Annotated in this window: 20 protein-coding genes; 10 read left to right on the top strand and 10 right to left on the bottom strand. The window is 69.2% G+C overall.

Annotated features, from left to right (window positions below; translation table 11 throughout):
• Positions 1-32: 32 nt before the first annotated feature.
• From CA951_RS00625 to CA951_RS00610, 4 genes are all read right to left on the bottom strand, one after another.
• Entirely contained in the window at positions 33-674 is a 642-nt protein-coding gene (locus CA951_RS00625; RefSeq protein ID WP_087555001.1) for a DUF1707 domain-containing protein, read from the bottom strand.
• 61 nt (positions 675-735) lie between these two features.
• The gene (locus CA951_RS00620) at positions 736-1,404 is read right to left on the bottom strand and encodes a response regulator transcription factor (RefSeq protein WP_087555000.1); all 669 of its coding nucleotides are present in this window, start codon (positions 1,402-1,404) and stop codon (positions 736-738) included.
• The gene (gene macS / locus CA951_RS00615; RefSeq protein WP_087554999.1) at positions 1,397-2,599 is read right to left on the bottom strand and encodes a MacS family sensor histidine kinase; all 1,203 of its coding nucleotides are present in this window, start codon (positions 2,597-2,599) and stop codon (positions 1,397-1,399) included. The genes CA951_RS00620 and macS overlap by 8 nt, the downstream gene beginning before the upstream one ends.
• Positions 2,583-3,809 (bottom strand): AI-2E family transporter, encoded by a 1,227-nt coding sequence (locus CA951_RS00610; protein WP_087554998.1) that lies wholly within the window; start codon positions 3,807-3,809, stop codon positions 2,583-2,585. The genes macS and CA951_RS00610 overlap by 17 nt, the downstream gene beginning before the upstream one ends.
• 188 nt (positions 3,810-3,997) lie before the next feature.
• On the opposite strand from CA951_RS00610, the gene CA951_RS00605 reads away from it, so the two are divergent.
• Together CA951_RS00605 and CA951_RS00600 are read left to right on the top strand one after the other, a co-directional pair.
• A complete protein-coding gene (locus CA951_RS00605) occupies positions 3,998-5,455 on the top strand; it encodes an adenylate/guanylate cyclase domain-containing protein (RefSeq protein ID WP_072947540.1) in 1,458 nt (485 codons plus the stop codon).
• Positions 5,456-5,483: 28 nt separating this feature from the next.
• Positions 5,484-6,617 carry a YbhN family protein gene (locus CA951_RS00600; RefSeq protein WP_087554997.1) on the top strand — a complete coding sequence of 378 codons (1,134 nt, stop codon included), beginning with the start codon at positions 5,484-5,486 and terminating at the stop codon, positions 6,615-6,617.
• Positions 6,618-6,730: 113 nt separating this feature from the next.
• Here CA951_RS00600 and CA951_RS00595 read toward each other — a convergent pair whose 3' ends face one another.
• Entirely contained in the window at positions 6,731-8,377 is a 1,647-nt protein-coding gene (locus CA951_RS00595) for a transposase (protein WP_087555312.1), read from the bottom strand.
• 115 nt (positions 8,378-8,492) lie between these two features.
• The gene (locus CA951_RS00590; RefSeq protein ID WP_087554996.1) at positions 8,493-9,398 is read right to left on the bottom strand and encodes an IclR family transcriptional regulator; all 906 of its coding nucleotides are present in this window, start codon (positions 9,396-9,398) and stop codon (positions 8,493-8,495) included.
• Positions 9,399-9,513: 115 nt separating this feature from the next.
• On the opposite strand from CA951_RS00590, the gene CA951_RS00585 reads away from it, so the two are divergent.
• Entirely contained in the window at positions 9,514-10,437 is a 924-nt protein-coding gene (locus CA951_RS00585; RefSeq protein ID WP_087554995.1) for an oxygenase MpaB family protein, read from the top strand.
• Between the two features lie 116 nt (positions 10,438-10,553).
• Complete coding sequence (locus CA951_RS00580) at positions 10,554-10,952, top strand: hypothetical protein (protein WP_087554994.1); 399 nt, start codon at positions 10,554-10,556, stop codon at positions 10,950-10,952.
• Positions 10,953-10,982: 30 nt separating this feature from the next.
• Here CA951_RS00580 and CA951_RS00575 read toward each other — a convergent pair whose 3' ends face one another.
• Entirely contained in the window at positions 10,983-11,663 is a 681-nt protein-coding gene (locus tag CA951_RS00575) for a TetR/AcrR family transcriptional regulator (RefSeq protein ID WP_087554993.1), read from the bottom strand.
• Between the two features lie 36 nt (positions 11,664-11,699).
• The gene (locus tag CA951_RS00570; protein ID WP_087554992.1) at positions 11,700-12,545 is read right to left on the bottom strand and encodes an SDR family oxidoreductase; all 846 of its coding nucleotides are present in this window, start codon (positions 12,543-12,545) and stop codon (positions 11,700-11,702) included.
• 41 nt (positions 12,546-12,586) lie between these two features.
• Between CA951_RS00570 and rraA the strand changes: the two genes are divergently transcribed.
• Positions 12,587-13,057, top strand: coding sequence for a ribonuclease E activity regulator RraA (gene rraA, locus CA951_RS00565; RefSeq protein ID WP_005563989.1), 471 nt, complete (start codon positions 12,587-12,589; stop codon positions 13,055-13,057).
• A 23-nt stretch (positions 13,058-13,080) separates the two neighbouring features.
• Positions 13,081-14,436 (top strand): dipeptidase, encoded by a 1,356-nt coding sequence (locus tag CA951_RS00560; protein WP_087554991.1) that lies wholly within the window; start codon positions 13,081-13,083, stop codon positions 14,434-14,436.
• Here CA951_RS00560 and CA951_RS00555 read toward each other — a convergent pair.
• Positions 14,427-14,654: an RNA-binding S4 domain-containing protein gene (locus tag CA951_RS00555; RefSeq protein ID WP_005263380.1), complete on the bottom strand. Its 228-nt coding sequence runs from the start codon at positions 14,652-14,654 to the stop codon at positions 14,427-14,429. The two genes, CA951_RS00560 and CA951_RS00555, sit on opposite strands and share 10 nt — an antisense overlap.
• Positions 14,655-14,764: 110 nt before the next feature.
• On the opposite strand from CA951_RS00555, the gene lysX reads away from it, so the two are divergent.
• The 4 genes from lysX to CA951_RS00535 are packed head-to-tail and all read left to right on the top strand — an operon-like array spanning position 14,765 to position 20,221.
• On the top strand, positions 14,765-18,106 hold the full coding sequence (lysX, locus tag CA951_RS00550; protein WP_087554990.1) for a bifunctional lysylphosphatidylglycerol synthetase/lysine--tRNA ligase LysX: 3,342 nt from the start codon (positions 14,765-14,767) through the stop codon (positions 18,104-18,106).
• Positions 18,103-18,783: a DUF998 domain-containing protein gene (locus tag CA951_RS00545; RefSeq protein ID WP_087554989.1), complete on the top strand. Its 681-nt coding sequence runs from the start codon at positions 18,103-18,105 to the stop codon at positions 18,781-18,783. Before lysX ends, CA951_RS00545 begins: the two co-directional genes overlap by 4 nt.
• Positions 18,784-18,797: 14 nt before the next feature.
• Entirely contained in the window at positions 18,798-19,616 is an 819-nt protein-coding gene (locus CA951_RS00540; RefSeq protein ID WP_087554988.1) for an alpha/beta fold hydrolase, read from the top strand.
• 5 nt (positions 19,617-19,621) lie between these two features.
• Positions 19,622-20,221, top strand: coding sequence for a histidine phosphatase family protein (locus CA951_RS00535; protein WP_087554987.1), 600 nt, complete (start codon positions 19,622-19,624; stop codon positions 20,219-20,221).
• A 16-nt stretch (positions 20,222-20,237) separates the two neighbouring features.
• On the opposite strand, the gene CA951_RS00530 is transcribed toward CA951_RS00535, so the two are convergent.
• A complete protein-coding gene (locus CA951_RS00530) occupies positions 20,238-21,464 on the bottom strand; it encodes an Hsp70 family protein (RefSeq protein ID WP_087554986.1) in 1,227 nt (408 codons plus the stop codon).
• Between the last annotated feature and the right edge of the window lie 29 nt (positions 21,465-21,493).

Raw genomic sequence — 21,493 nt, 5'->3', positions numbered from 1 at the left:
TGAGTAGGCCTACTCGAGAGACCTGCGTCGTGCTACCCGAACATGCGGCGAATCGACGTGCCGAAAGGATGCTTGGCGGTCACGTTCCCGAACCGGACCTTGCCACGGACGACGACGTGCAGCGGGCCGATCGGAGGGCCGGTCCGCACCTTGTTGGTCGCGGAACCGCCGACCGTCTCGACGCCGTTGAGGTCGACCGTCGCCTCCTCCGGCACGACCAGCGAGATCGTGCTCGCGTAGTCGTCGATCGTCACGTGCACCACCTGCGTGGACATCACGGCGCGCGTGAAGTCGAGCGTCACCGTCGACAGGCGGGTGTTCACCTCGAGGGCGGGGGGAACGTGCCACGAGCCGGTACGGCTGACCGACGACATCCGGCCGCGGACGACGTCACCCGGCGGCGGTGCCGGTGAGCGGTGCACGGACGGCGGCACCGGGCGGGATACGTACGGCTGGTCGGGGTACGGCGGCGGCGTGAACTCGGAGATCAACTGGATCCCCGGCAGATCCACCAGGACGACGTTCAGCTCCGCGCGCGTCTTCGCGGCGAGTGCCGTGTCCATCCGTTCGGTGAACTCGCCGAGCGAGAGCATCCCCTGGCCCACCGCCCGCTGCAGCAGTTCGCCGACGTGTTCCCGTTCCGCATCCGATACGCGTAGGTCCCGTGCCTCCATACCGACCAGGCTAGCGCCCGTGAGTACTTGTTAACCGCCGGACGTTAACAAGTACTCACGGCTACTCGAGGCCCTGCTCAATGGCGTACCTGGTCAGCTCGACGCGGTTGGCCAACTGCAGCTTGCGGAGGGTGGCCTGGACGTGGTTCTCGACGGTGCGGTGACTCAGCGAGAGCTTGTTCGCGATCTGCTTGGCGCTGAGCCCTTTCGCGACGAACCGCAGCACCTCGGTCTCCCGTTCCGTCAGCTTGGGGACGGCGGGGCCCTGCTCGTCGGCGGGTGCGCTCGACATTCGGCGGTACTCCCCCAGCACGAGTCCCGCGAGGCCCGGCGTGAACACCGCCTGCCCGGCGGCGGTGGCCCGCACCGCGTCCAGCAGTTCCTCGACGGACGCGCTCTTCACGAGGTACCCGGACGCGCCTGCCTTGACGGCGTCGAGGACGTCGTCACGCTCGGACGAGGCCGACAGCACCAGCACCCGGCTGTCCGGCGACACGTCCAGGACGGCGGCGGTGGCGGCGGCCCCGTTGCCGTCCGGCAGTTGCATATCCATGAGCACGACAGCGGGACGGGTTGCCGCAGCCCGGCGTCCCGCGGCGGCGACGCCGTCCGCCGTGGCGACCACGGTGAACCCGGCGCCGTCGAGGTCGCGGGCCACGGCGTCCCGCCACATCGGGTGGTCGTCGACGACCATCACGGTGATCTGTTCGCCGGTGTCCGGGTCACCCATGCGTTTCGTCTCCCTTCGGCACACGGATCTCCCATTCGGTGCCCTGGCCGGGTTCGGTGTCGAGTTCGGCGGTGCCGCCGAGCGCGCCGACGCGGCCCAGAATGGATTTCGATACTCCCATGCGCCCCTCGGCCTCCGCTTCGGCCAGCCGTCCCGGGGCGATGCCGCTGCCGTCGTCGCGGACGCTGACGATCACCTCGCCGCCCAGGTCCTCCAGCAACACGTATGCCCGTGCGCCGGTCCCCGCGTGCAGCGCGACGTTGGACAGTGCCGTGTCGACGATCGCGACGAGTTCGGTCGCCCGGCCGCGCTCGATCGCCACCGGATCCGCCGGAGTCGACACGGACACCGTGGTGCTCGCCCGCGTGCCCAGCAGCAGTCGCACGTCGATCGCGCTCCCACCCAGATCCGACGCGACACCCGCGCCCTGCTCGGAGATCAGCATGCGCAGCGCCACTTCCTGTTCTCCGGCGAGCTCCGCGAGTTCGGCTGCGGGCCCGCCGATCTCGTTGCCCCTGCGGCGCACGAGCGCCAGCACCTGCAGGACGCCGTCGTGCACCTCACGGGCGAGTCGTTCCCGTTCCTCGGTGGCGGCGGCCAACCGCACGGCCTGCTCCAGTTGGGCCTGCGCGCGCCTCGCGGTGGTGGTGGCGAGCCCGAGCGCCAACCCCACCGACACCAGGACGGGCGCCGTCGCATCCTTCCACAGGTCGAGGTTGACCTGGTCGCGCACCACCGCGCTCACGGTCGCCATGAGCACCCCGGACGCCATGCCGAGCCACGGCCCGCCGAAGACGGCGGCAGAGATCACCGCGTTGGTGACCCACAGCGTCGTCGGCAGCGTCTGATGGTGGCTGTACCAATCGTGATCGGAGACGACGCGCGTCGACGCCATCAGCGCGATGGCGATCACCTGGTCGGCGATCACGACCTGGTAGCGCGGGACCCGTCCGTGGGACAGCAGGACCGCCGACAGTCCCGACCACACCGCCATCAGGGCGATGAAGAACCAGCTCAGCCGCTGATGGGTGTAGTACTGCACCGACACGATCTGGTAGCTGATCGCGTACACCAGCGTGACGAGGCGGAACGCCTGCGCCGCACGCCACAGCGGGGCGTCCGGCTGGGTGTCGAGTTCGGTCGCGGGTCGCGGCCGGTAGTGCAGGCGGCTGCGGTGTTCACTCTCGTCGGTCATCGGTCTGCGCCGGGTTCTCCGAGTGCGGGTCGTGGTGAGGCGGCGTGTCGGCTTCGGCCGGATAGAGCGGGACCGACGGGTCGTCGACCTCGAGTGCGTCGTAGGTGGCTTCGGGGTCCGCCGACAGCAGTGACCGCACCGCCGTGTTCAGCAGCGCGACGATCGGCACCGCCAGCAGGCCGCCGACGATCCCGGCGAGGACGATGCCGGTGGTGATGGCCAGCACCACCGCGAGCGGGTGCAACCGGACCGCGCGGCCGAGCAGCAGTGGCTGCAGCACGTGGGCCTCCAGTTGCATCACCCCGATGATGATGCCGAGCACGATCAGCGCGGTGAGGAATCCCTTGGTGACGAGGGCCACGAGCACCGCGAGGAACCCGGTGAGGAACGCACCGACGATCGGGATGAACGCACCGATGAACACGAGCGACGCCAGCGGCAGCGCGAGCGGAACCCCGAGGATCGCGAGTCCCGCGCCGATCCCGATGGCGTCCGCGGCGGCCACCGCCACCGTGGCCCGGACGTACCCGATCAGCGAGCCGAACCCCTCGCTTCCCGCCAGCCGGACCCGCCGCCGTGACCTGGTGGGGACGAGGCGGGTGACGAACTCCCAGATCTGGGAGCCGCCGTAGAGGAAGAAGATGAGGGTGAACAGCGTCAGCAGGGCGCCGGTGAAGATCTCGCCGACGACCGTGGCGGTGGTCAGTGCGCCACTCGTCAGCTGTTGCCGGTTCTCCTGGATCGACTTGACCACCGAATCGCCGGCCTGCCGGATCTGATCCTCGCTGAAGTGGAACGGGCCGTCCGTGAGCCACCCCTGGATCTGTGTGACGCTCGCCTCGAATTGTTCGGTGAGGCCGGGAAGACCCTCGATGAACTGCTCGACGACGAACGTCATGATCCCGGCGACGATGCCGATCGACCCGATGAGGACGACGAGGACGGCGGCCGACCGCGGCACCCCCTTGCCCTGCAGCCAGTCGACGAGCGGCACCAACAGCGCCGACGCCAGGAGCGCCAGCCCCACCGGGATCAGGACGGTGTCGAGCCTGGTCACGATGTATCCAAGGGTCAGCAGGCCGGCGAAGATGACCAGTAGCCGCCACGTCCACTCGGCCGCCACCCGCACCACCGGGTGCACCGACGCCGAAGGGTGACCCCCGCCCTGTGTTACCGCGGCAGTGTCCGAGCGTTGCTCGTTCGCGTTCACCTGCGGAGCGTATCGGGGTTCGGGCGGCGCCGGGTGCTTCGCGCGGGAAACACGTGCGCAGGGCACGCATATGCGCCGTTTAGGGGACGTGTCCTACGCCACCCGGTACACCCCCCGCTAAATTGAACGGCGTGCGGAAATCCTATAGAGCGATCGCGGCGACGGTCCGCAGCAGATGGCCGCTCTATATGATCTCGATGCTCCTCGCCAATTTCATCGGCGCCATCCTCGTGTTCGCCTTCGTCCGGTACGGCGTGCCGATCCCCGAATCGGCAGCCATCATGGCCGACCGGGTGCGCAACGTCGCGATCTTCGGCGGCTATCTCGCGTTCGCCGCCGTGGTGAGTCTCACTGCCGCCGCGATGATGCTGCGGTCGGTCGTCCGCTGGCAGTTGCGGGGAGGCCCGCCGACGCGCAGCGAGCAGATGTCGGCGCTGCACGCACCGCTGCGGCAGGCGATCGTGCACCTCGTGCTGTGGATCCTCGGCGGCATCATCTTCGTGCTCCTCACCATCACCGAGATGCCGGAACTGGCGGTCGCGGTGATCGTCACCGTCTGCATGGCCGCAACCACCACGTTCGGCTTCACGTACATGCTCGGCGAACGCATCCTGCGACCGGTGGCCGCCCGCGCGCTCAGCGAGGGCGAGTTCGACCGGACCATGGCCCCCGGCGTCGGCACCCGGATGGCGATGACGTGGGGACTCGGAACGCTGATGCCCGTCATCGGCATCATCCTGCTGTGCGTGACGCAGATAACCACCGACCTGGTGTTCTCCCCCGACGCGCTCGCGTGGGCGATCATGCTGCTGTCGATCATCGCGATCGCGCAGGCGTTCGCGCTGTCGATGCTGACGGCCAGCCAGATCTCCGACCCGATCAAGCAGCTGCGACGGGCCATCGAACGCGTCCAGCGGGGCGCCACCGACGTCCGCGTCGAGGTGTTCGACGGCAGCGAGGTCGGGCGGCTGCAGGTCGGGTTCAACCGCATGATGCGCGAGTCGGACGAGCGCCGGCTGCTGCGTGAACTGTTCGGTCAGCACGTCGGTGAGGACGTGGCGCGGCGGGCACTGCAGTTCGGCACCGAACTCGGCGGCGAGACGAGGTTCGTCGCCGTCCTGTTCGTCGACATGGTCGGCTCCACCGGCGCCGCCGCGGAACGTCCCCCCGGCGAGGTCGTGAACCTGCTCAACGAGTTCTTCCGCGTCGTCGTCGACGTGATCGACCGGCACCACGGCTTCGTCAACAAGTTCATGGGTGACGCGGCGCTCGCGATCTTCGGCGCCCCGCTCGACCGCCCGGACGCACCGACGGCGGCGCTGGCCGCGGCCCGGGAGCTGCGGTTCGCGTTGAACGAGATCACCGGCCTCGACGTCGGCATCGGCGTCTCCGCGGGCCTCGCCGTCGCAGGCAACATCGGCGCCGCCGAACGCTTCGAGTACACGGTGATCGGAGACCCCGTCAACGAGGCGTCGCGGCTCACCGAACTCGCCAAGCTGCACCCCAGCCGCGTGCTGGCGTCGACGAGTGCCCTGTATTTCGCGGACGACGACGAACAGGCACACTGGGAACTCGGCGAACAGGTCCAGCTGCGGGGCCGTCGCCGCAACACCCATCTGGCTTGGCCGGAGGACTATCCGGAGTAATCCGCTACCCGTTGGTTACGCTGGTCAGGTGGCACAGCCTCGATCCGACCCGCCCACTGCCGAGCATCCTCGGCAGCGAAGCCGATACTGGTGGATCAAATGGCTACTCGGCGCCGGCCTCCTGGCCCTGCTGACCGTCGAGGGAATCTATCTGTGGCCCACACTCAGCGACTCGTGGAAAGCGCTCACCGAGATCCACTGGGGGTGGGTCGCGGCGTGCATCGCAGCCCAGGCGGTGTCCCTGAGCGGGTACGGAGCGGTCCAGCAGCGACTGCTGCAGGCAGGCGGAGTCGTCGTCACCCAGCTGAAGTCGGTGTCCGTGATCTATGCGAGCACCGCGATGGCCGTGAGCCTCCCCGCCGGTCAGGTGTTCTCCACCGCCTTCACCTACAAGCAGACCCGCAAGTGGGGTGCCACCCCCATCGTCGCGTCCTGGCAGCTGGCGATCTCGGGTGTGATCGCCGCGGGAAGCCTCGCGCTTCTCGGCGCTGTAGGCGCATTCGCGGTGGGCACCAAGGTGAGTCCGGTCACCCTCGCGCTGTCGCTGGTGGCCGCGTTCGGCTTGTTCTACGCACTGCGATACATCTCACGTAACCCCGATTCCATCGAGTCGATCGGGCTGTGGGTGCTCGCCCGGTACAACAAGATCCGCAAGAATCCTCCCGCAGCCGGCGCCGACCGGTGGCGGGAAATCCTGAGCCAGCTCGATTCGGTCGAGCTGAGGCGCAAGGATTCGATCATCACGTTCGGCTGGTCCGCGGTGCACCGGCTCGCCGACGTCGCGTGCCTCGGTTTCGCGTGCTGGGCGGTGGGCGCGGAACCATCATTCGCGGGTCTGCTGATCGCGTTCGCGGCCGCCAAGGCCGTGGCCAGCATTCCGCTGGCCCCGGGCGGGCTGGGGTTCGTCGACGGCACACTGATCGCCACACTGACCGCGGCGGGGGCCACCGCGTCGCAGGCGCTCGCGGCTGTGTTCGTCTACCGCCTCGTGAGCTACATCCTCGTCGCACTGGTCGGCTGGGTGGTGTTTTTCATCCTGTTCCGGCACAACCAGCACGAGGACCTGGAGATGGACCTCGCATTCGAACGCCGGGAGCAGTCGACCCCGACCACCAACCACACGCAGCACTCCACGGACTCGGAGCCCGACTCCCACCCGTGAGTACTTGTTAACCGCCGGGGGGCTGTTGCGGAATTGAGTGACGGTGGTGTGGCTGTGGTCGGCGTGTTGGGTGGGTCGGCGGAAGGTGCGGCCCGCCCGCCCCGGGCTGCCGGTCAGGTGGTGGCCGGGAGGGTGTTCCCGTCGGTCAGGTGGGTGAGGATCTTGCCGATGTTGTGGACGGCGGCGTGGAAGGCCCATTCGCTGCGGGCCCGGTCGAGGCCGCGGCCGGTGAAGCGCCGGAATCCGAGGTTGTGTTTGGCGTGCCCGAACACGGTTTCGGCGATGTGTGAGCGCTGGCGGTAGGTGGCGATGCCGTCCTCGGTGCGCAGGCGGTGGGTCATCGCTTCGATCGGATCGGTGTGTGGTGGTGGGGATCCGGTGACCGGGTCCTTCGCCGCGGCGGTTTCGAGGTCGCGGGCTTTGCCGGTGGCGATCAACCGGTCCGGGCCCGGGGAGGTCAGATTCTCGCGGGAGCAGTAGCCGGCGTCGAAGAGCATCACCCCGATCAACTCCTCCGGAGCCGGAGCCGGAGCCGGGGCCGGGGCCGGGGCCGGGGCCGGGTTGGTGTCGGCGGGGGTGGTGGTGCGGCGGGTGGTGTCGATCAGTTGCGCGGCCCGCCCGGCCCGCTCGACCAGGTCGGGGAAGTAGTCGTAGTCGGCGGGGCTAGTCCCGACGCCGGTGGCCAGGATCAGCCCGTCCGCGCTGGTGAAGGCCTGGCAGTTGTAGCCCTGCAGCCAGCCGCCGCCGCGCAGTGGCTGCAGCCGTGAGTCGGGGTCGGTGGTGTTGCGGCGACGCCGGCCGACGGCGGCATCGCGTGCGGCCTGCTTGGCCAGGGCGGTGTCGAGTTCGGTGCGCCGCCGCCGCACCAGGTGGTGCTCGTCGACCGGTTTCGGTGCGAACCGGTGGCCCCGGGCCCCGGCAGCGGACGCTCCCTCGAATCGGTCGAGGGTCGCCTGCTGGGCGGTGACCGCCTCCTCCAGTCGTCGGCGTGCGGCGGCGACCTCGGCCCCGACCGGGACCCGGCCGCGCACCTTCTCACCGGCGTCGAGGCGGGCCAGGTAGTCGTCTGCCTTCCGGTCCCGTGCGGTGTCCTGCTCCCGCTTGTCCGCCTCGAGTTGGGCCATCGCCTCCGCGATTCGTGCCGTCCGGGTGCCCGGGTCGGCCAGCTCCGCCGGCACCTGTCCCGGGCCCGGATCGTCGGGTCCGTAGAGGTCGTCCTCGGCGTCGTCGGTCACCGCGTGCGCGGCCGTGGCGGCCGCGGCGATCCGCGCGGCCTCGGCCTCGGCCGCCTGACCGAGCCCGGCCTCGGTGCGGTTGGCGCCCTTCGAGGCGTTCGAGGCGATCTTCACCCCGTCCAGCGCGATCGTTTCGAGCCGGCCCAACCCCAGCGACGCGGCCAGGATCAGGACCTGCGTGAACAGGTCCTGACAGGCGGTGTGGTTGTCCTTGCGGAACCGGGAGATCGTGACGTGGTCGGGGGTGTTCCCGGCGCAGATCACCCGGAACGAGATGTCCTCGGTGCAGGCCCGCTCGATCTGCCGTGACGACCGCATTCCCCGCGACCACGCCCAGATCAGCAGGGTCACCAGCATGTCCGGGTCGTACCCGGCCCGGCCCGCACCGCCGGTGCGGCGGGACGCGTGGAACGCCGACGTGTCGAGATGGGTGTCGACGATCTCGATCACCGTCCACACCGGATGCGTGGCCGGTACCCATTCCCGCATGTCCGGCGGTAACAGGAACTGCTGATCACGATTCACCGGACGATATCCCTTGGCCACCAACACATTATCCAAGAAATCCCAGGCCAGGGCGCCGTGACACGCTGATCAGCCGCCGGGATTTTGCAACAGCCCCCCCGCGGTTAACAAGTACTCACGGGTGGCGGCCGTGCATGGCGGTCGTCACCCGGGCCGCGGCGTCGCGGACCAATTCACCGATTTCCGCCGTGCGTACCCCCGACATCGGCCGGGACGCATCGGCGACGCACAGCACGACCGCCGGTTCACCGTCGCGGTCGAACGCCGCCGCGTTGATCGACAGCGGCTGGTAGCTGCCCTCCGGGTCGATGTCACCGACCACCGCATCCGCCGACAGCAGTTTGCGCGCCTCTCGCAGCGCGACGGTCGAGCGGTGTCCGCCCACTCCGCGTCCGCGGAGTTCCGACACCGTATCTGCGAGCGAATGCTGTTGCTGCTGCATGCATTCCATCGCGTACCCGCGCTCCCGGACGAGCGCGAGGGCCGGCTCGTACGTCGCGCGCAGCACGTCCACGTCGACACCCAGACTCTGCCCGCCGAGGGCGTACCACTCGTCGCGCTGCTCCTGCGGATACCAGGCCGCGATCCCCGAACCGATGGGCGGCACCAGCAGCACCTTGTCGCCGAGGCGCAGCCCGAGGGTTCCCCGGCGCCCGCCGACCGGTTGCACCACCTCCGCGACCACTACGTCGCTTCCCGATTGCACGAACGCGATGGACGCCATGTCGGACGCGTCGGCCAGTTCGTGCATCACCGACCGCGCGAGGTCGACGACGTCCGTGGCCGTCTCCGCGGCTCGCCCGACCGGGATCAGTGCGGGACCGAGTCGATAGGTCTTGCGGGTGGGGTGCCGGATGAGCCAGCCGGCCTCGGTCAGCGCGACGACCATCGGATAGCAGGTGGCCTTCGCGACGCCGAGGTGCCGGGCGATGTCGGCGAGGCTCCGGGGCGTCTCCGGCTCGTCGGCGAGGAGTTCCGTCAGCATCACGATGCGGTCGGTCTGCGGTGAATTTCGTGCCATGTGTTTGCATAATGCCACTCTGGCGTCGCACTGTGACGGGAGATACAGTCGAGTCACCTGAACGATCGCTAAATTGCCTGGCCATCTGTCACAGCCGCTGCAGGAAGTGAAACTCATGAAACGCTTCGACCTACGTCGCCGGACCGACCGCCTCGACCCCGAGACGCAGTACGAAGAGATCGCCCGGATTCTCGCAACGCAGGAGTTTCCCTGGGACATCAACCAGGCCCTCAGCTTCGCGCTGTTCCGGACGTACGCGGTGCCCACCATCGGCAGACTGCTGTTCGAGACCGGCGAATTCACCGAACGCGTCCAGAAACGCTACGACGACACCGGCCTGATCCTCGACGCGGTCCTCGAACACGGCCTCACCAGCGACCCCGGCCGCGCCGGCATCCGCCGGATGAACCAGATGCACGGCTCCTACGACATCTCCAACGACGACATGCGGTACGTACTGTCGACGTTCGTGGTGATCCCCGCGCGCTGGATCGAAGACTTCGGCTGGCGGAAGCTCACCCGCAACGAGATCGTCGGTTCCACCAACTACTACCGCGCGCTCGGCAAGTACATGGGCATCAAGGAGATTTCCGAGACCTTCGAGGCATTCGAGAAGTTCCTGGACGACTACGAGCGGGAACACTTCCTCTTCGACCTGGGCGGCCGCGCCGTCGCCGACTCCACGCTCGACCTCCTGTGCACGTTCCCACCGAACAATCTCGCTCCCGCCGCCCTGATCAAACGGTTTTCGTGGGCGCTGATGGACGATCCCCTTCTCGACGCGTTCGCCTACCGCAGGCCGTCCCGCCTCGTGCGGACGCTGTCCCGCGGTGCGTTGAAGGCCCGCGCCCGCCTCGTCCGGTTCTATCCCGTGCGCGCGGTGCCCAAGTTCGCCCGCGACCTGCCCAACATTCGCAGCTACCCGAACGGGTACGCAGTGGAGAAACTGGGTACCTTCCCCCGAACCTGCCCCGTGCAGCACACCAACGGTACGGTCGCGCCGGAAAACACCTCATCCCGAACAGCTTTGGACGCCTGATCGACGTAAAGCCGTGTGTTCGAACTATTCTCGGACACACGGCGAATGAGGGTGGGCAACTCCCCGTTCTGCCGTAACGTGGCTGCGCGTAGCGACCGTCGACAGGAAGGGATTGCGTGAACTTCACTCGAGGGACCCTGACCATTGCCGCACTGGCAGGAGCGGCCACACTTGCTCTGGCGCCCACGGCAACCGCCGCCACCACCTACCAGATCACCGTCATTCCGCCGATCGGCACCGTCCGCGCCAACAATCTGGTGACGCTCGGGACGCTGGTCACTCCCACCCCGACCGGCACGGACGGATCCACCCCGGTCGAACTCGAGATCACCGAACCCGACGGCGACGTGAACACCCGCAGCATCCCGCTCACCCTCGGTGCCGGGACGGCCGCGATCCGGACGCACGAGGCCGGCCGCTACTCCGTCGTATTCACGTTCACCCCGCCGAACGGCACCCCCGCCGAGGCGACGGCACAGTTCGACGTCGTCGCGTCATCGGGTCTGGGGAGCTGAAACCCGCACCCTGCCGGGGCGCATCGCCGGTCAGACGTCGGCGGTGCGCCTCTTCTTCGGCTTGACGGGAAGCTCGGTGGAACCGACCGTCTTCATGGCGATCTCGACGTACTTGCGGGCCACGGCGTCCGGGGTCAGCTTGCCCTCGGCGTGATACCAGCGCGGAATCGACTGGCACATACCGAGAAGCGCCCGCGTGGTCTCCGCGGCATCCGCCACGTCGAAGAGTTCCCGCTTCTTGCCTTCCTTGACGATCTCGAGGACCAGTTCCTCCACACCCTTGCGGACGGTGCGGTACCGCTGCCGGTTGTCGGGGCTCAGGTAACGCACCTCGCTCTCGAGCGCCGCCAGGCGGGACCGCATGGTCATCCGCAGCACGATCGCCTCGATCACGTTGGCGAGCCGCTGCACCGGATCGTCGCCGCCGTCGGCGCTCGCCGCGTGGGCCCGCTCGAGGACGTCGCTGGTGGAGAGTTCGAGAAGCGCGAGGAGAACGGCCTCCTTGTTCTCGTGGTGGTAGTACAGAGCAGGTACCGTGACACCGACTCGGCGGGCGATGTCGCGCACCGAGGTGCCGTGGAAGCCGTGTTCGTAGAATGCGTCGAGGGAGGCGCTGAGGATCGGCGTCAACTTCGTGGGTTCGAGGCGGCGCCAGTCGGCCGCGTTGCCGACCTCGATGGGCGGCGTCGCACCCTTGGATGAGCTGACCATCAAAGACCTATCTACCGCTCGCTATGCCAGGACGGGTCAAGTGTAGCTGTAAAGGTAGTCGGCAAAGGTCTGCGGCGGGCGCCCGGTGAGCGCCTCGACGTCGCCCGTCACCACCGCCAACTCACCGGCCGCGATCGCTGCGTACGAGGTCACCCACCCTGCGACCTCGAATTCCGGCGCCCCGTAGTGGGCCCGGGACGCGTACGCCTCGGCCAGGGTCTCGTTCTCGAAACGCACCGAACGTCCGGTCACCCTCGTGATCGTCTCGGCGGCCTCGGTGAGGGTGAACGCGTCCGGTCCGGTCAGGCGGTAGGTGACGCCGTCGTGGTCGCCGTTGCCGGTGGTGAGCACTGTCGTCACGGCATCCGCGACGTCGTCGGGCGCCACCGCGCTCACCCGGCCGTCGCCGGCGGGTCCCCGGATGACGCCCTGGTCGTCGGCCATCAGCGGAATCATCGACTGATACCAGCCGTCCTGCAGGAACGTGAACTTCAGGCCGCTCTCCCGGATGTGCTGCTCCGTGAAGTAATGGTCGCGGCCGAACGTGAACGTGCACTCGGGCGCGGCACCCAGAAACGACAGGTAGACGATCCGCTCCACCCCGGCGGCCCGGGCCGCGTCCACGACGGTGCGGTGCTCCTCGCGCCGGGTCGCGCTCTCGCGACCCGAGACGAGGAACAGCAACCGGACGCCGTCCAGCGCGGTCGTCATCGCCGGACCGTCGGCGTACGCGGCCACGGCGAACCCGGAGTCGAAATGCTCGGCCAGCGGCTCGAGCCGCTGCGCGTTCCGCCCGATCAGCCGCACACCGGCGCCGCCGCCGAGCCGCTCGAGCACCTTGCCGCCGACCGACCCCGTGGCTCCAGTCACTGCAATGGTCATGGCTCGCATTCTCCCAGCGCCGGACCTCTATCCTGGCGCGTATGACTGAACCCGTGGCAACCGCTGACCTGGCAGACGAGATCGGACCCGACATCCGGAGCTGCGACACGCAGTTCATCCAGTTCGGCGGCCGTGAAGTGTTCTCCGGCCCCATCACCACCATCAAGTGCTTCCAGGACAACCTGCTGGTCAAGCAGACCCTCGGCGAGCCCGGCAACGGCGGCGTCCTCGTGGTCGACGGCGACGCCAGCATCCACACCGCGCTGGTCGGCGACATCATCGCCGGCCGCGGCGTCGACAACGGCTGGGCCGGCGTGATCGTCAACGGCGCGGTCCGCGACTCGGCGATCCTGAAGACCCTGGACATCGGCGTCAAGGCACTCGGCACCAACCCCCGCAAGAGCACCCAGACCGGCTCCGGTGAGAAGAACGTCCCGATCGAGATCGGCGGCGTGACGTTCAACCCCGGCGAGACCGTCTACAGCGATCAGGACGGCGTCGTCGTCCGCTGAGTCTGAATTTCGAGGAGGCGTTGATGTCCGACGAAATCCGTTCCAAGGTGGCCGCGCTGATGCCCACGGCGCGTGACGAACTCGCCGAGCTGGTGGCCATGCGGTCGGTGGCCGATCCGCGGCAGTTCCCACCGGAGGAATGCGTTCGCGCCGCCGAATGGGTCGAGGACGCGTTCGTCGGAGCCGGAATCGGACACGTCGAACTGATCGAGACGTCCGACGGTTCACACGCCGTCGTCGGACATCAACCCGCCCCGGACGGCGCCCCGACGGTGCTGCTGTACTGCCACTACGACGTTCAACCGCCCGGCGACGAGAAACTCTGGCACACCGACCCGTTCACCCTCACCGAGCGGGACGGGCGCTGGTACGGGCGCGGCGCGGCCGACTGCAAGGGCAACATCGTGATGCACCTGCTGGCGCTGCGCGCACTCGGCACCCCGTTCCCGGTCGGCATCCGAATCGTCGCCGAAGGGTCCGAGGAGATGGGCACCGGCGGGCTCGAGAACCTCGTCGAGGCCAGGCCCGAACTGTTCGACGCCGACATGATCCTCGTCGTCGACACCGGGAACGCCGCCGTCGGCAGACCCACCGTCACCACCACGCTGCGCGGCATCGCGAACGTGGTGGTGCACGTCGAGACCCTGGCCGGGGAGGTGCATTCGGGCATGTTCGGCGGGCCGGCCCCCGACGCACTCGCGGCGCTCGTCCAGATGCTTGCCACCCTGCGTGACGCGGACGGCAACACCGTCGTTCACGGTCTCGAATCGGACCAGACGTGGACCGGCGTCGACTACCCCGAGGCCCAGTTCCGCACGGACGCCGGGGTGCTCGACGGTGTCGGTCTCGCGGGTTCCGGGTCCGTCGCCGACGCCGTGTGGGCCCGGCCGGCGCTGACCATCCTCGGCATCGACTGCCCGCCCGTGGTCGGCTCCGCCGCCGCCATCGCGCCGCGCGCCTCGGCCCGCCTCAACCTGCGCGTACCGCCGGGCATGGACCCACAGCAGGCGCAGGACGCGCTCGCCGCGCACCTCGAGAACGCCACCCCGTGGAATGCGCGGGTGACGGTGGAACGCGAAGCGGTGGGCTCACCGTTCCGCGCCACCACGGACGGTCCCGGGTACGCGGCCCTCGGCGCGGCGATGGAGGAGGCGTTCGGGAAGCAACTCGGAACCGCCGGGCAGGGCGGCTCCATCCCGCTGTGCAACGTCTTCGCCGCCGTGATCCCGACCGCGGAGATCGCCCTGATCGGGGTGGAGGAACCGCGCTGCCTCATCCACGCCCCCAACGAGAGTGTGGATCCCAGCGAAATCGAGAACCTCGCCGTCGCCGAGGCACTGTTCCTACAGCGGTTCGCGACCGCCGCCCGTCAGGACTGAGAACTCACCCGAGCCGTCATCCCACCGATCTCCACGACGTCCCCGTCCCGCAACTGCCGACCCCGCCGCACCTCGACCTCGCCGTTCACCGACACGAGTCCGTCGGCGATCACTTCCTTCGCCTCGGCCCCCGACTCGATGAGGTTGGCGAGCTTCAGGAATTGGCCGAGACGGATGGATTCGTCGCGGATCGGCACGGCGTCGTGAATGTCGGACATGCCTCTATCTTCCCTCTTCACCCAAATCGCGGCCCGACGGCTCACACTGAACACTGGAACATCTGTCTCCCGTGATCGGTACGTATCTCTTGCCGGGAAGGAAACGCTCGATGTCAGCTAGCACCGAGACCCACCACGCGTCCGAGGCCGACCTCACCGCACCACGGCCCCGGCCCGCCCTCGGCTCGAAGAACGGGCGCCTGCACCAGGTTCCCCACATCGCGGGACTGATCCTGGGCGTCTTCTCGGTGCTCGTGTTCCTGTGGAGCATCTCGCCGGTACTGCGCTACTACGTGCACGTGCCGCGGGAGTACGTCGACACCTACTACTTCGACGCGCCCGACACCAGCCTGTCGTGGGCGTTGGTGGTCGCGCTGCTCGCGGCGGCGCTGGCGAGCCGCAAGCGGATCGCGTGGTGGCTGCTGACGATCTATCTGACTCTGATTCTGATCACCAACGTGATCGTGAGCATCACCGACCGGAACGTCAATGCGATGGTCGCCGCCGTGGTCCAGGTGGTGCTGATCGGCATCCTGATCGCGGCCCGGCCCGAGTTCTACACCCGGGTCCGGCGCGGCGCAGGCTGGAAAGCGCTGGGCGTCCTCATCGTCGGTCTCGCCATCGGCACCCTCGTCGGGTGGGGACTCGTCGAATTGTTCCCCGGCACCCTGCCGCAGGGCGAACGGTTCCTGTGGGCGCTCAACCGCGTGACCGCGCTCGCCGCCGCCGACAACGAACAGTTCAGCGGTCGACCGCACGGATTCGTCAACACCCTCCTCGGCCTGTTCGGCGCGCTCGCCCTGCTGGCCGCCGTCATCACCCTGTTCCGCGCCCAGCGCTCCCACAACGCGCTCACCGGCAACGACGAATCGGCGTTGCGCGGACTGCTGTTGCAGTACGGCGCCGACGACTCCCTCGGCTACTTCGCCACCCGCCGCGACAAGGCCGTCGTGTTCGCGCCCAGCGGGAAAGCGGCCATCACCTACCGCGTCGAACTGGGTGTGTGCCTGGCCAGCGGCGATCCGATCGGCGACCCGGAGGCGTGGCCGCACGCGATCGAGGCATGGCAGGCGCTCGCGTCCCAATACGGTTGGGCCACCGCCGTGATGGGCGCCAGCGAAACCGGGGCCACCGCCTACAACAAAGCCGGACTCACCGTCCTCCAACTCGGCGACGAGGCCATCCTCCGCACCCGCGAGTTCAACCTCAGCGGACGCGACATGCGGCAGGTCCGCCAGGCCGTCACCCGCGTCCGCCGCCAGGGCATCACCGTCCGGATCCGCAGGCACCGCGACGTTCCCCCCGACGAGATGGCCGAGGCCATCCGGCTCGCAGACTCGTGGCGGGACACCGAGACCGAGCGCGGCTTCTCGATGGCCCTCGGCCGGCTCGGCGACCGCCTCGACGGCGACTGCCTGCTGGTGGAGGCCGTCGCCGAGGACGGCGAGATCGACGGCATCCTGTCGCTGGTTCCGTGGGGACCCACGGGCGTCTCCCTCGACCTGATGCGCCGCAGGCCGACCTCCCCCAACGGGGTGGTCGAGCTGATGGTGTCCGAACTGGCCACCAACTCCGACCAATTCGGCATCACCAAGGTGTCGCTGAACTTCGCGGTGTTCCGTTCGGTCTTCGAGGAGGGCTCCCGCATCGGGGCCGGACCGATCCTGCGGATCTGGCGCTCGATCCTCGTGTTCTTCTCCCGCTGGTGGCAGCTCGAGGCGCTCTACCGGTCCAACGTGAAGTACCAGCCGGAATGGGTGCCGCGGTTCCTCTGCTTCGAGGACAACCGGGAACTGCTCCGCGTCGGATTCGCCTCGGCCGTCGCGGAAGGATTCGTGACGCTGCCCCGGTTCGGCCGTTCCGGCACCCACGACGCCATCGAGCACACCGGCCACCACGCCGCGGTCCCCGCCGCGCTCGTCGCCGCCGAGGGACTGCACTCCGACGGCAGCGCACCCGGCGAGGGCCTCGCACCGACCACGACCGGACCGAAACGTCCCGAGCAGGTTCGCGTCCGGCTCGACAAGTTGGCCGGCCTCGCAGAACAGGGCATCGACCCCTACCCGGTTGCACTTCCGCCCTCGCACACGGTGACCGAGGCCGTGGAGTCGCCGGAGGGGACCACCGTCCGCATCGCAGGCCGCCTGCTCCGGATCCGCGACTACGGCGGCGTCGTGTTCGCGGTGGTCCGGGACTGGTCCGGCGACATCCAGATCCTCGTCGACGAGGCCCGGGTGGGTACCGACCGCATCCGGGCGTTCGCCGCCGAATTCGACCTCGGCGACCTCGTCGAGGTGGCCGGCGTCATCGGATACAGCCGTCGCGGCGCGCTGTCGCTGCTCGCGAACGAGTGGCGCATGACCGGCAAGTGCCTGCACCCCCTGCCCGACAAGTGGAAGGGCCTGTCCGACCCGGAAACCCGGGTCCGGCAGCGGTACGTCGACCTCGCCATCAACTCCGACGCCCGCCGCCTGCTCGAGGCCCGCAGCGCAGTCGTGAAGTCGCTGCGCGATTCGCTCGGCGGACGCGGCTTCCTCGAGGTGGAGACCCCGATCCTGCAGCAGGTGCACGGCGGCGCCAACGCGGCCCCGTTCCTCACCCACATCAACGCCTACAACCTGGACCTGTACCTGCGGATCGCGCCGGAGTTGTACCTCAAGCGTCTGTGCGTCGCGGGCATGGAGAAGGTGTTCGAGATCGGCCGCGTCTTCCGCAACGAGGGCGTCGATTTCAAGCACAACCCCGAATTCACGATCCTCGAGGCGTACGAGGCGCACAGCGACTACGAGAAGATGATGGTCCTGTGCCGGGAGCTCATCCAGACCGCGGCGGTCGCGGCGTACGGGCGCGAGATCATCATGCGCCCGGGCCCCGACGGCAGGCTGGTGGAGGTCGACATCTCCGGCGAATGGCCCGTCAAGAGGATGCACCAGGCGGTCGCCGAGAAACTCGGCGTCGACGTCTCACCCGAGACGCCGCTCGCGGAACTGCAACGGCTCTGCGACGAGCACGAGATCCCGTACCAGTCGGCGTGGGACGCCGGTGCCGTGGCGCAGGAGATGTACGAGCACCTGGTGGAGGACTACACCGAGTTCCCCACGTTCTACACCAACTTCCCCACGTCGATGTCGCCGCTGACGCGTCCGCACCCCACTATTCCGGGGGTCGCCGCCAAATGGGACCTCGTCGCGTGGGGCATCGAACTCGGCACCGCCTACAGCGAACTCACCGACCCGGTCGATCAGCGGAACCGGCTCACCGAGCAGTCGATGCTCGCGGCCGGCGGCGACGAGGAGGCGATGGAACTCGACGAGGACTTCCTGCAGGCCCTCGAACACGCCATGCCCCCGACCGGTGGGCTCGGCATGGGCGTCGACCGGGTGGTCATGCTCATCACCGGCGGCAGCATCCGCGAAACCCTCGCCTTCCCCCTGGCCAAGCCGAGGCAATGACCGCCCGTGGCCGGGTGGCCGTCGCGGCGCTGCTGATCCTCGGCGCCGTCGGCTATGCGTCGTGGCTACTCGAATTCGTCCTCGACACCGGCATCGATCCGCTGCGGGGGTTCGCGAGCGAACTCGCCGCCGCGGACCAGCCGTACGGGTTCGTGTTCCGCACCAGCGACCTGGTGACCGGTTGCATCGTCGCCGTGGCCGGGGTGCTCGGACTGTCGCGGTACTCGCAGGGCTGCGTGACGGCGGTCGGATGGATCGGGCTGATCGTGTTCGCTGTCGCGACCATCGCCGATTCACGCCTGCCGATGAGTTGCGCGGCCACCACCGACACCGTGTGCGCGGCGCGTGAGTCCGCCGGGCACCTGCCCCTCACCCACGATCTGCACGCCGTGACCAGCGCGTCCGCGTCGACGGGTGCCGTCGTGTCGAGCCTCGCGTTCCTGTTGGCCGCGTTCCGGTACGGCTGGCCGGCCTGGCTGAAAGTGACCGGCGCGGCCGTGGCGATCGTGTTCATCGGGGGCACGGTGTGGACGCTGACGGCCGCCGGACTGCGCGGCGAACAGGACGCCTGGCTCGGGCTCGGCCAGCGCGTCCAACTGCTCGCGTTCTGCGGGTGGCTGATCTTCGTGGCACTCAGCGTGATTCACGTCACCCCGGAAAAGGATGGTTCCACGTGAAACGTCCTGGGGAAATGGTCGTGGGAGTGCACGTGGTCGTCGACGGCGACGGCCCGCCCGTCGTCCTCTACGGCGGCCTCGGCGGGAACTGGTTCGACTGGGACGACGTGGTCGAACTGCTGTCCGGGACCTGCCTCGTCGTGCGGATCGATCGTCCCGGGTACGGACTCAGTCCCCCGTCCGGCCGGCGGCCGTCCGCTCGCGGTGAGGCCGACAGAATCTCCGGCGTCCTCGACGCGGTCGGCGTGACCACCCCGGCGGTACTCGTCGGCCACTCGCTCGGCGGCATTTACGTCGAGGCGTTCGCGCGGCTGTACCCCGAGCGAACCGGCGGCGTGATTCTGCTGGACGCCACCGTCACCACCCGTCCGCACCGCGTGATCCCGACCCGGTGGCGCGTCACGGCAGGCAGGCGGGTGGCCCGGGCGGCCAGCGCGACGGGACTGCAGAAACTCCTCGGCCCCACGGTCCGCAGGATCCTGAACCATTCGACCCCGCCCGGCGGGGTCGCCCCGGACACTCGCCGGTGGGTCGAGCGGATCTACCGCGAGCCCGCCTACCTCGAATCCTCGATCGTCGAGAACGCGTCGTACCCGGCGCTGGCCCAGGAACTGGCCGCGCTGCGCGGGACCACGACGATCACGGCGCCGGTCGTCGTGGCCGCCGCCCACACCGGCCGCCCGACGCCCTGGGGGTCGGCGTGGATCCGCACGCAGAGGCAGTTCGCGCAATTCCTGGGCGCCACGTTCCGCGTCGTGCGCCCCGCGCACCACCACGCGATGATCGATCAGCCCGGCCAGATCGCGGCGCTGGTGCGGGAGCTGGCAAGCTGAGGTGCGTGCAACTGCTATTGATCCGCCACGCGCTGCCCGAGCTCGTCACCACGTCCGGCGTGCGCGCGGACCCCGCACTGACCGAGGAAGGTCACGCGCAGGCCAAGCGGCTGCCCGCCGCGCTGGCCCCGTACCGCATCGCCCGGATCGTGAGCAGCCCGCAGCGCCGCGCACTCGAGACGGCGGCGCCGGTCGCCGAGGCGCTCAACCTTCCCGTCACCGAATACGTCGGGCTCGCGGAATACGACTACGACCTCGACCACTACATCCCGTTCCACGAGGCGGAGGCACGGGCGCCGGAGGCCTACGCCCGCATCCGGGCAGGGCAGTTCCCGAAGTCCGTCGACGCCGACGCGTTCCGCACCAGGGTGTTCGACTCCCTCGGCCGCATCGTCGAGGAGTCCGGCCACGAGGACACCGTCGCGGTGTTCGCGCACGGCGGCGTCATCAACGTGTTCCTGCAGGAGCTTCTCGGCCTCGACCGGCCCCTCGTGTTCCCGATCGAGTACGTGTCCGTGACGCGGGTGCTCGTCTCCCGCAGCGGTGAGCGACGGGTGGCGTCGGTCAACGAGACCGGCCACGTCCGGGACATGCTGCGCCGGTAGAACCCGCTCCGAGCCGCTAGAGGCCCGGAATCCGGGGCAGCGGAGGAAGCGGCGGGGGTGGCGGCAGGGTCGGCAGCTGAATCTGCGGCAGACCGGGAATGAGGGGCCGCGGGGCGGGGGCCGGTGCGGGCGCAGGATCCGGCACGCTCGCCTCCTCCTGGGCCGGCTCCGGAATCGACACCGCGGCCGGCGGCGGCGCCACCGGTGACGGCGTGGGCGACGGAGACGCCTGCCCGGCGCTCGGCTGCGTGGCGGCGGGTTGCGCTTCGCCCTCGGCGCCCCGCACGTGGTTGCCGTAGCCGAGACCGAGACCGATCACCGCGACGACCGCCAGCGCACCACCGGCCAGCGCACCGGCCCGGATCACCGGCTTCGCGAACTTCTCGGCGGCCGCTCCGGCCCCGAAGGAACCCGAATGCTCCTGCGCCAGCACCGCGGCACCTTCCGCGGCGACCAGTTCGGGTTGTGCGGGCACGATCACCGGAAGCGCGAGCCACGACTCCATCAGCGACGCCACCAGCGGGATGTACGCGCCGCCCCCGATCAGCACCACCGCGTCCGGTCTGCGTCCGGACGACGCGATCACCTCACGCGCCAGGCGCGCCGACGCCTCCACGGGGCGGACGATGAGCGAATCGAGATTGTCCTGCGAGAGCAGCAGCAGACCGCCGTCGCCGGGCACGCAGACCGCCGTGTTGGTGGACAGTTCCTCCTTGGCCCGCCGGCAGCGCTCGGTGAGCGCCCACTCCGCGGCCTCGTCGGCCGGGCGGGCAATGCGTTCCTGCTCGAGTTGGTGGTCGCGGATCAACCGGTCGATGCCGTCGCCGCTGATCTCGTCGGTCCGTGCCGCCCCGAGCGCCTCCCCGGTGAGCCGGTCGACGACCGTGACCGTGAGGCCGGAACTGCCGAGGTCGTAGAACACGAGCGTCGAATGGTCGCCCAGCTGTCCCGACGCCTCGAGCTGCCGGAGCACCGCCGCCACCTCCGGGACCAGCCGGCAGTCGCCCATCGCGGCCTGCACGGCAGCGGCCTGCGCCTGATCGCGATATGCGACACCGATCGCCTGTACCTCGTCGGCGGCCGGGCACTCGGCCATCACCGTTTCGATGGAGTCGGCAACCAGCTGTTCCGGGTGGGTGTGGGGCGAATCCACGGGAAATGACCGGAACACGGCCCCCTCGTCGTCCGGGTACGCCACGCGCACCGCGCTGGCACCGACCGATACACCGAGAGCTGAAACCATGTGGAGACTATAACGGTTTGGTCACGGCA

It is taken from the genome of Rhodococcus sp. NCIMB 12038, assembly GCF_002165735.1.
Lineage (GTDB): Bacteria > Actinomycetota > Actinomycetes > Mycobacteriales > Mycobacteriaceae > Rhodococcus_F.
Note: the sequence above shows the minus strand (reverse complement) of the source record. Positions and strands in the feature narration are given on the sequence as shown.

What these genes read in the sequence shown, in the direction of transcription:
- lysX (WP_087554990.1), top strand. Translation starts at nt 14,765, where the DNA reads ATGTCAGCTAGCACCGAGACCCACCACGCGTCCGAGGCCGACCTCACC.
- CA951_RS00555 (WP_005263380.1), bottom strand. Translation starts at nt 14,654, where the DNA reads ATGTCCGACATTCACGACGCCGTGCCGATCCGCGACGAATCCATCCGT.
- CA951_RS00605 (WP_072947540.1), top strand. Translation starts at nt 3,998, where the DNA reads ATGATCTCGATGCTCCTCGCCAATTTCATCGGCGCCATCCTCGTGTTC.
- CA951_RS00625 (WP_087555001.1), bottom strand. Translation starts at nt 674, where the DNA reads ATGGAGGCACGGGACCTACGCGTATCGGATGCGGAACGGGAACACGTC.
- CA951_RS00530 (WP_087554986.1), bottom strand. Translation starts at nt 21,464, where the DNA reads ATGGTTTCAGCTCTCGGTGTATCGGTCGGTGCCAGCGCGGTGCGCGTG.
- CA951_RS00590 (WP_087554996.1), bottom strand. Translation starts at nt 9,398, where the DNA reads ATGGCACGAAATTCACCGCAGACCGACCGCATCGTGATGCTGACGGAA.
- CA951_RS00620 (WP_087555000.1), bottom strand. Translation starts at nt 1,404, where the DNA reads ATGGGTGACCCGGACACCGGCGAACAGATCACCGTGATGGTCGTCGAC.
- macS (WP_087554999.1), bottom strand. Translation starts at nt 2,599, where the DNA reads ATGACCGACGAGAGTGAACACCGCAGCCGCCTGCACTACCGGCCGCGA.
- CA951_RS00585 (WP_087554995.1), top strand. Translation starts at nt 9,514, where the DNA reads ATGAAACGCTTCGACCTACGTCGCCGGACCGACCGCCTCGACCCCGAG.
- CA951_RS00575 (WP_087554993.1), bottom strand. Translation starts at nt 11,663, where the DNA reads ATGGTCAGCTCATCCAAGGGTGCGACGCCGCCCATCGAGGTCGGCAAC.
- CA951_RS00570 (WP_087554992.1), bottom strand. Translation starts at nt 12,545, where the DNA reads ATGACCATTGCAGTGACTGGAGCCACGGGGTCGGTCGGCGGCAAGGTG.
- CA951_RS00560 (WP_087554991.1), top strand. Translation starts at nt 13,081, where the DNA reads ATGTCCGACGAAATCCGTTCCAAGGTGGCCGCGCTGATGCCCACGGCG.
- CA951_RS00545 (WP_087554989.1), top strand. Translation starts at nt 18,103, where the DNA reads ATGACCGCCCGTGGCCGGGTGGCCGTCGCGGCGCTGCTGATCCTCGGC.
- rraA (WP_005563989.1), top strand. Translation starts at nt 12,587, where the DNA reads ATGACTGAACCCGTGGCAACCGCTGACCTGGCAGACGAGATCGGACCC.
- CA951_RS00540 (WP_087554988.1), top strand. Translation starts at nt 18,798, where the DNA reads ATGGTCGTGGGAGTGCACGTGGTCGTCGACGGCGACGGCCCGCCCGTC.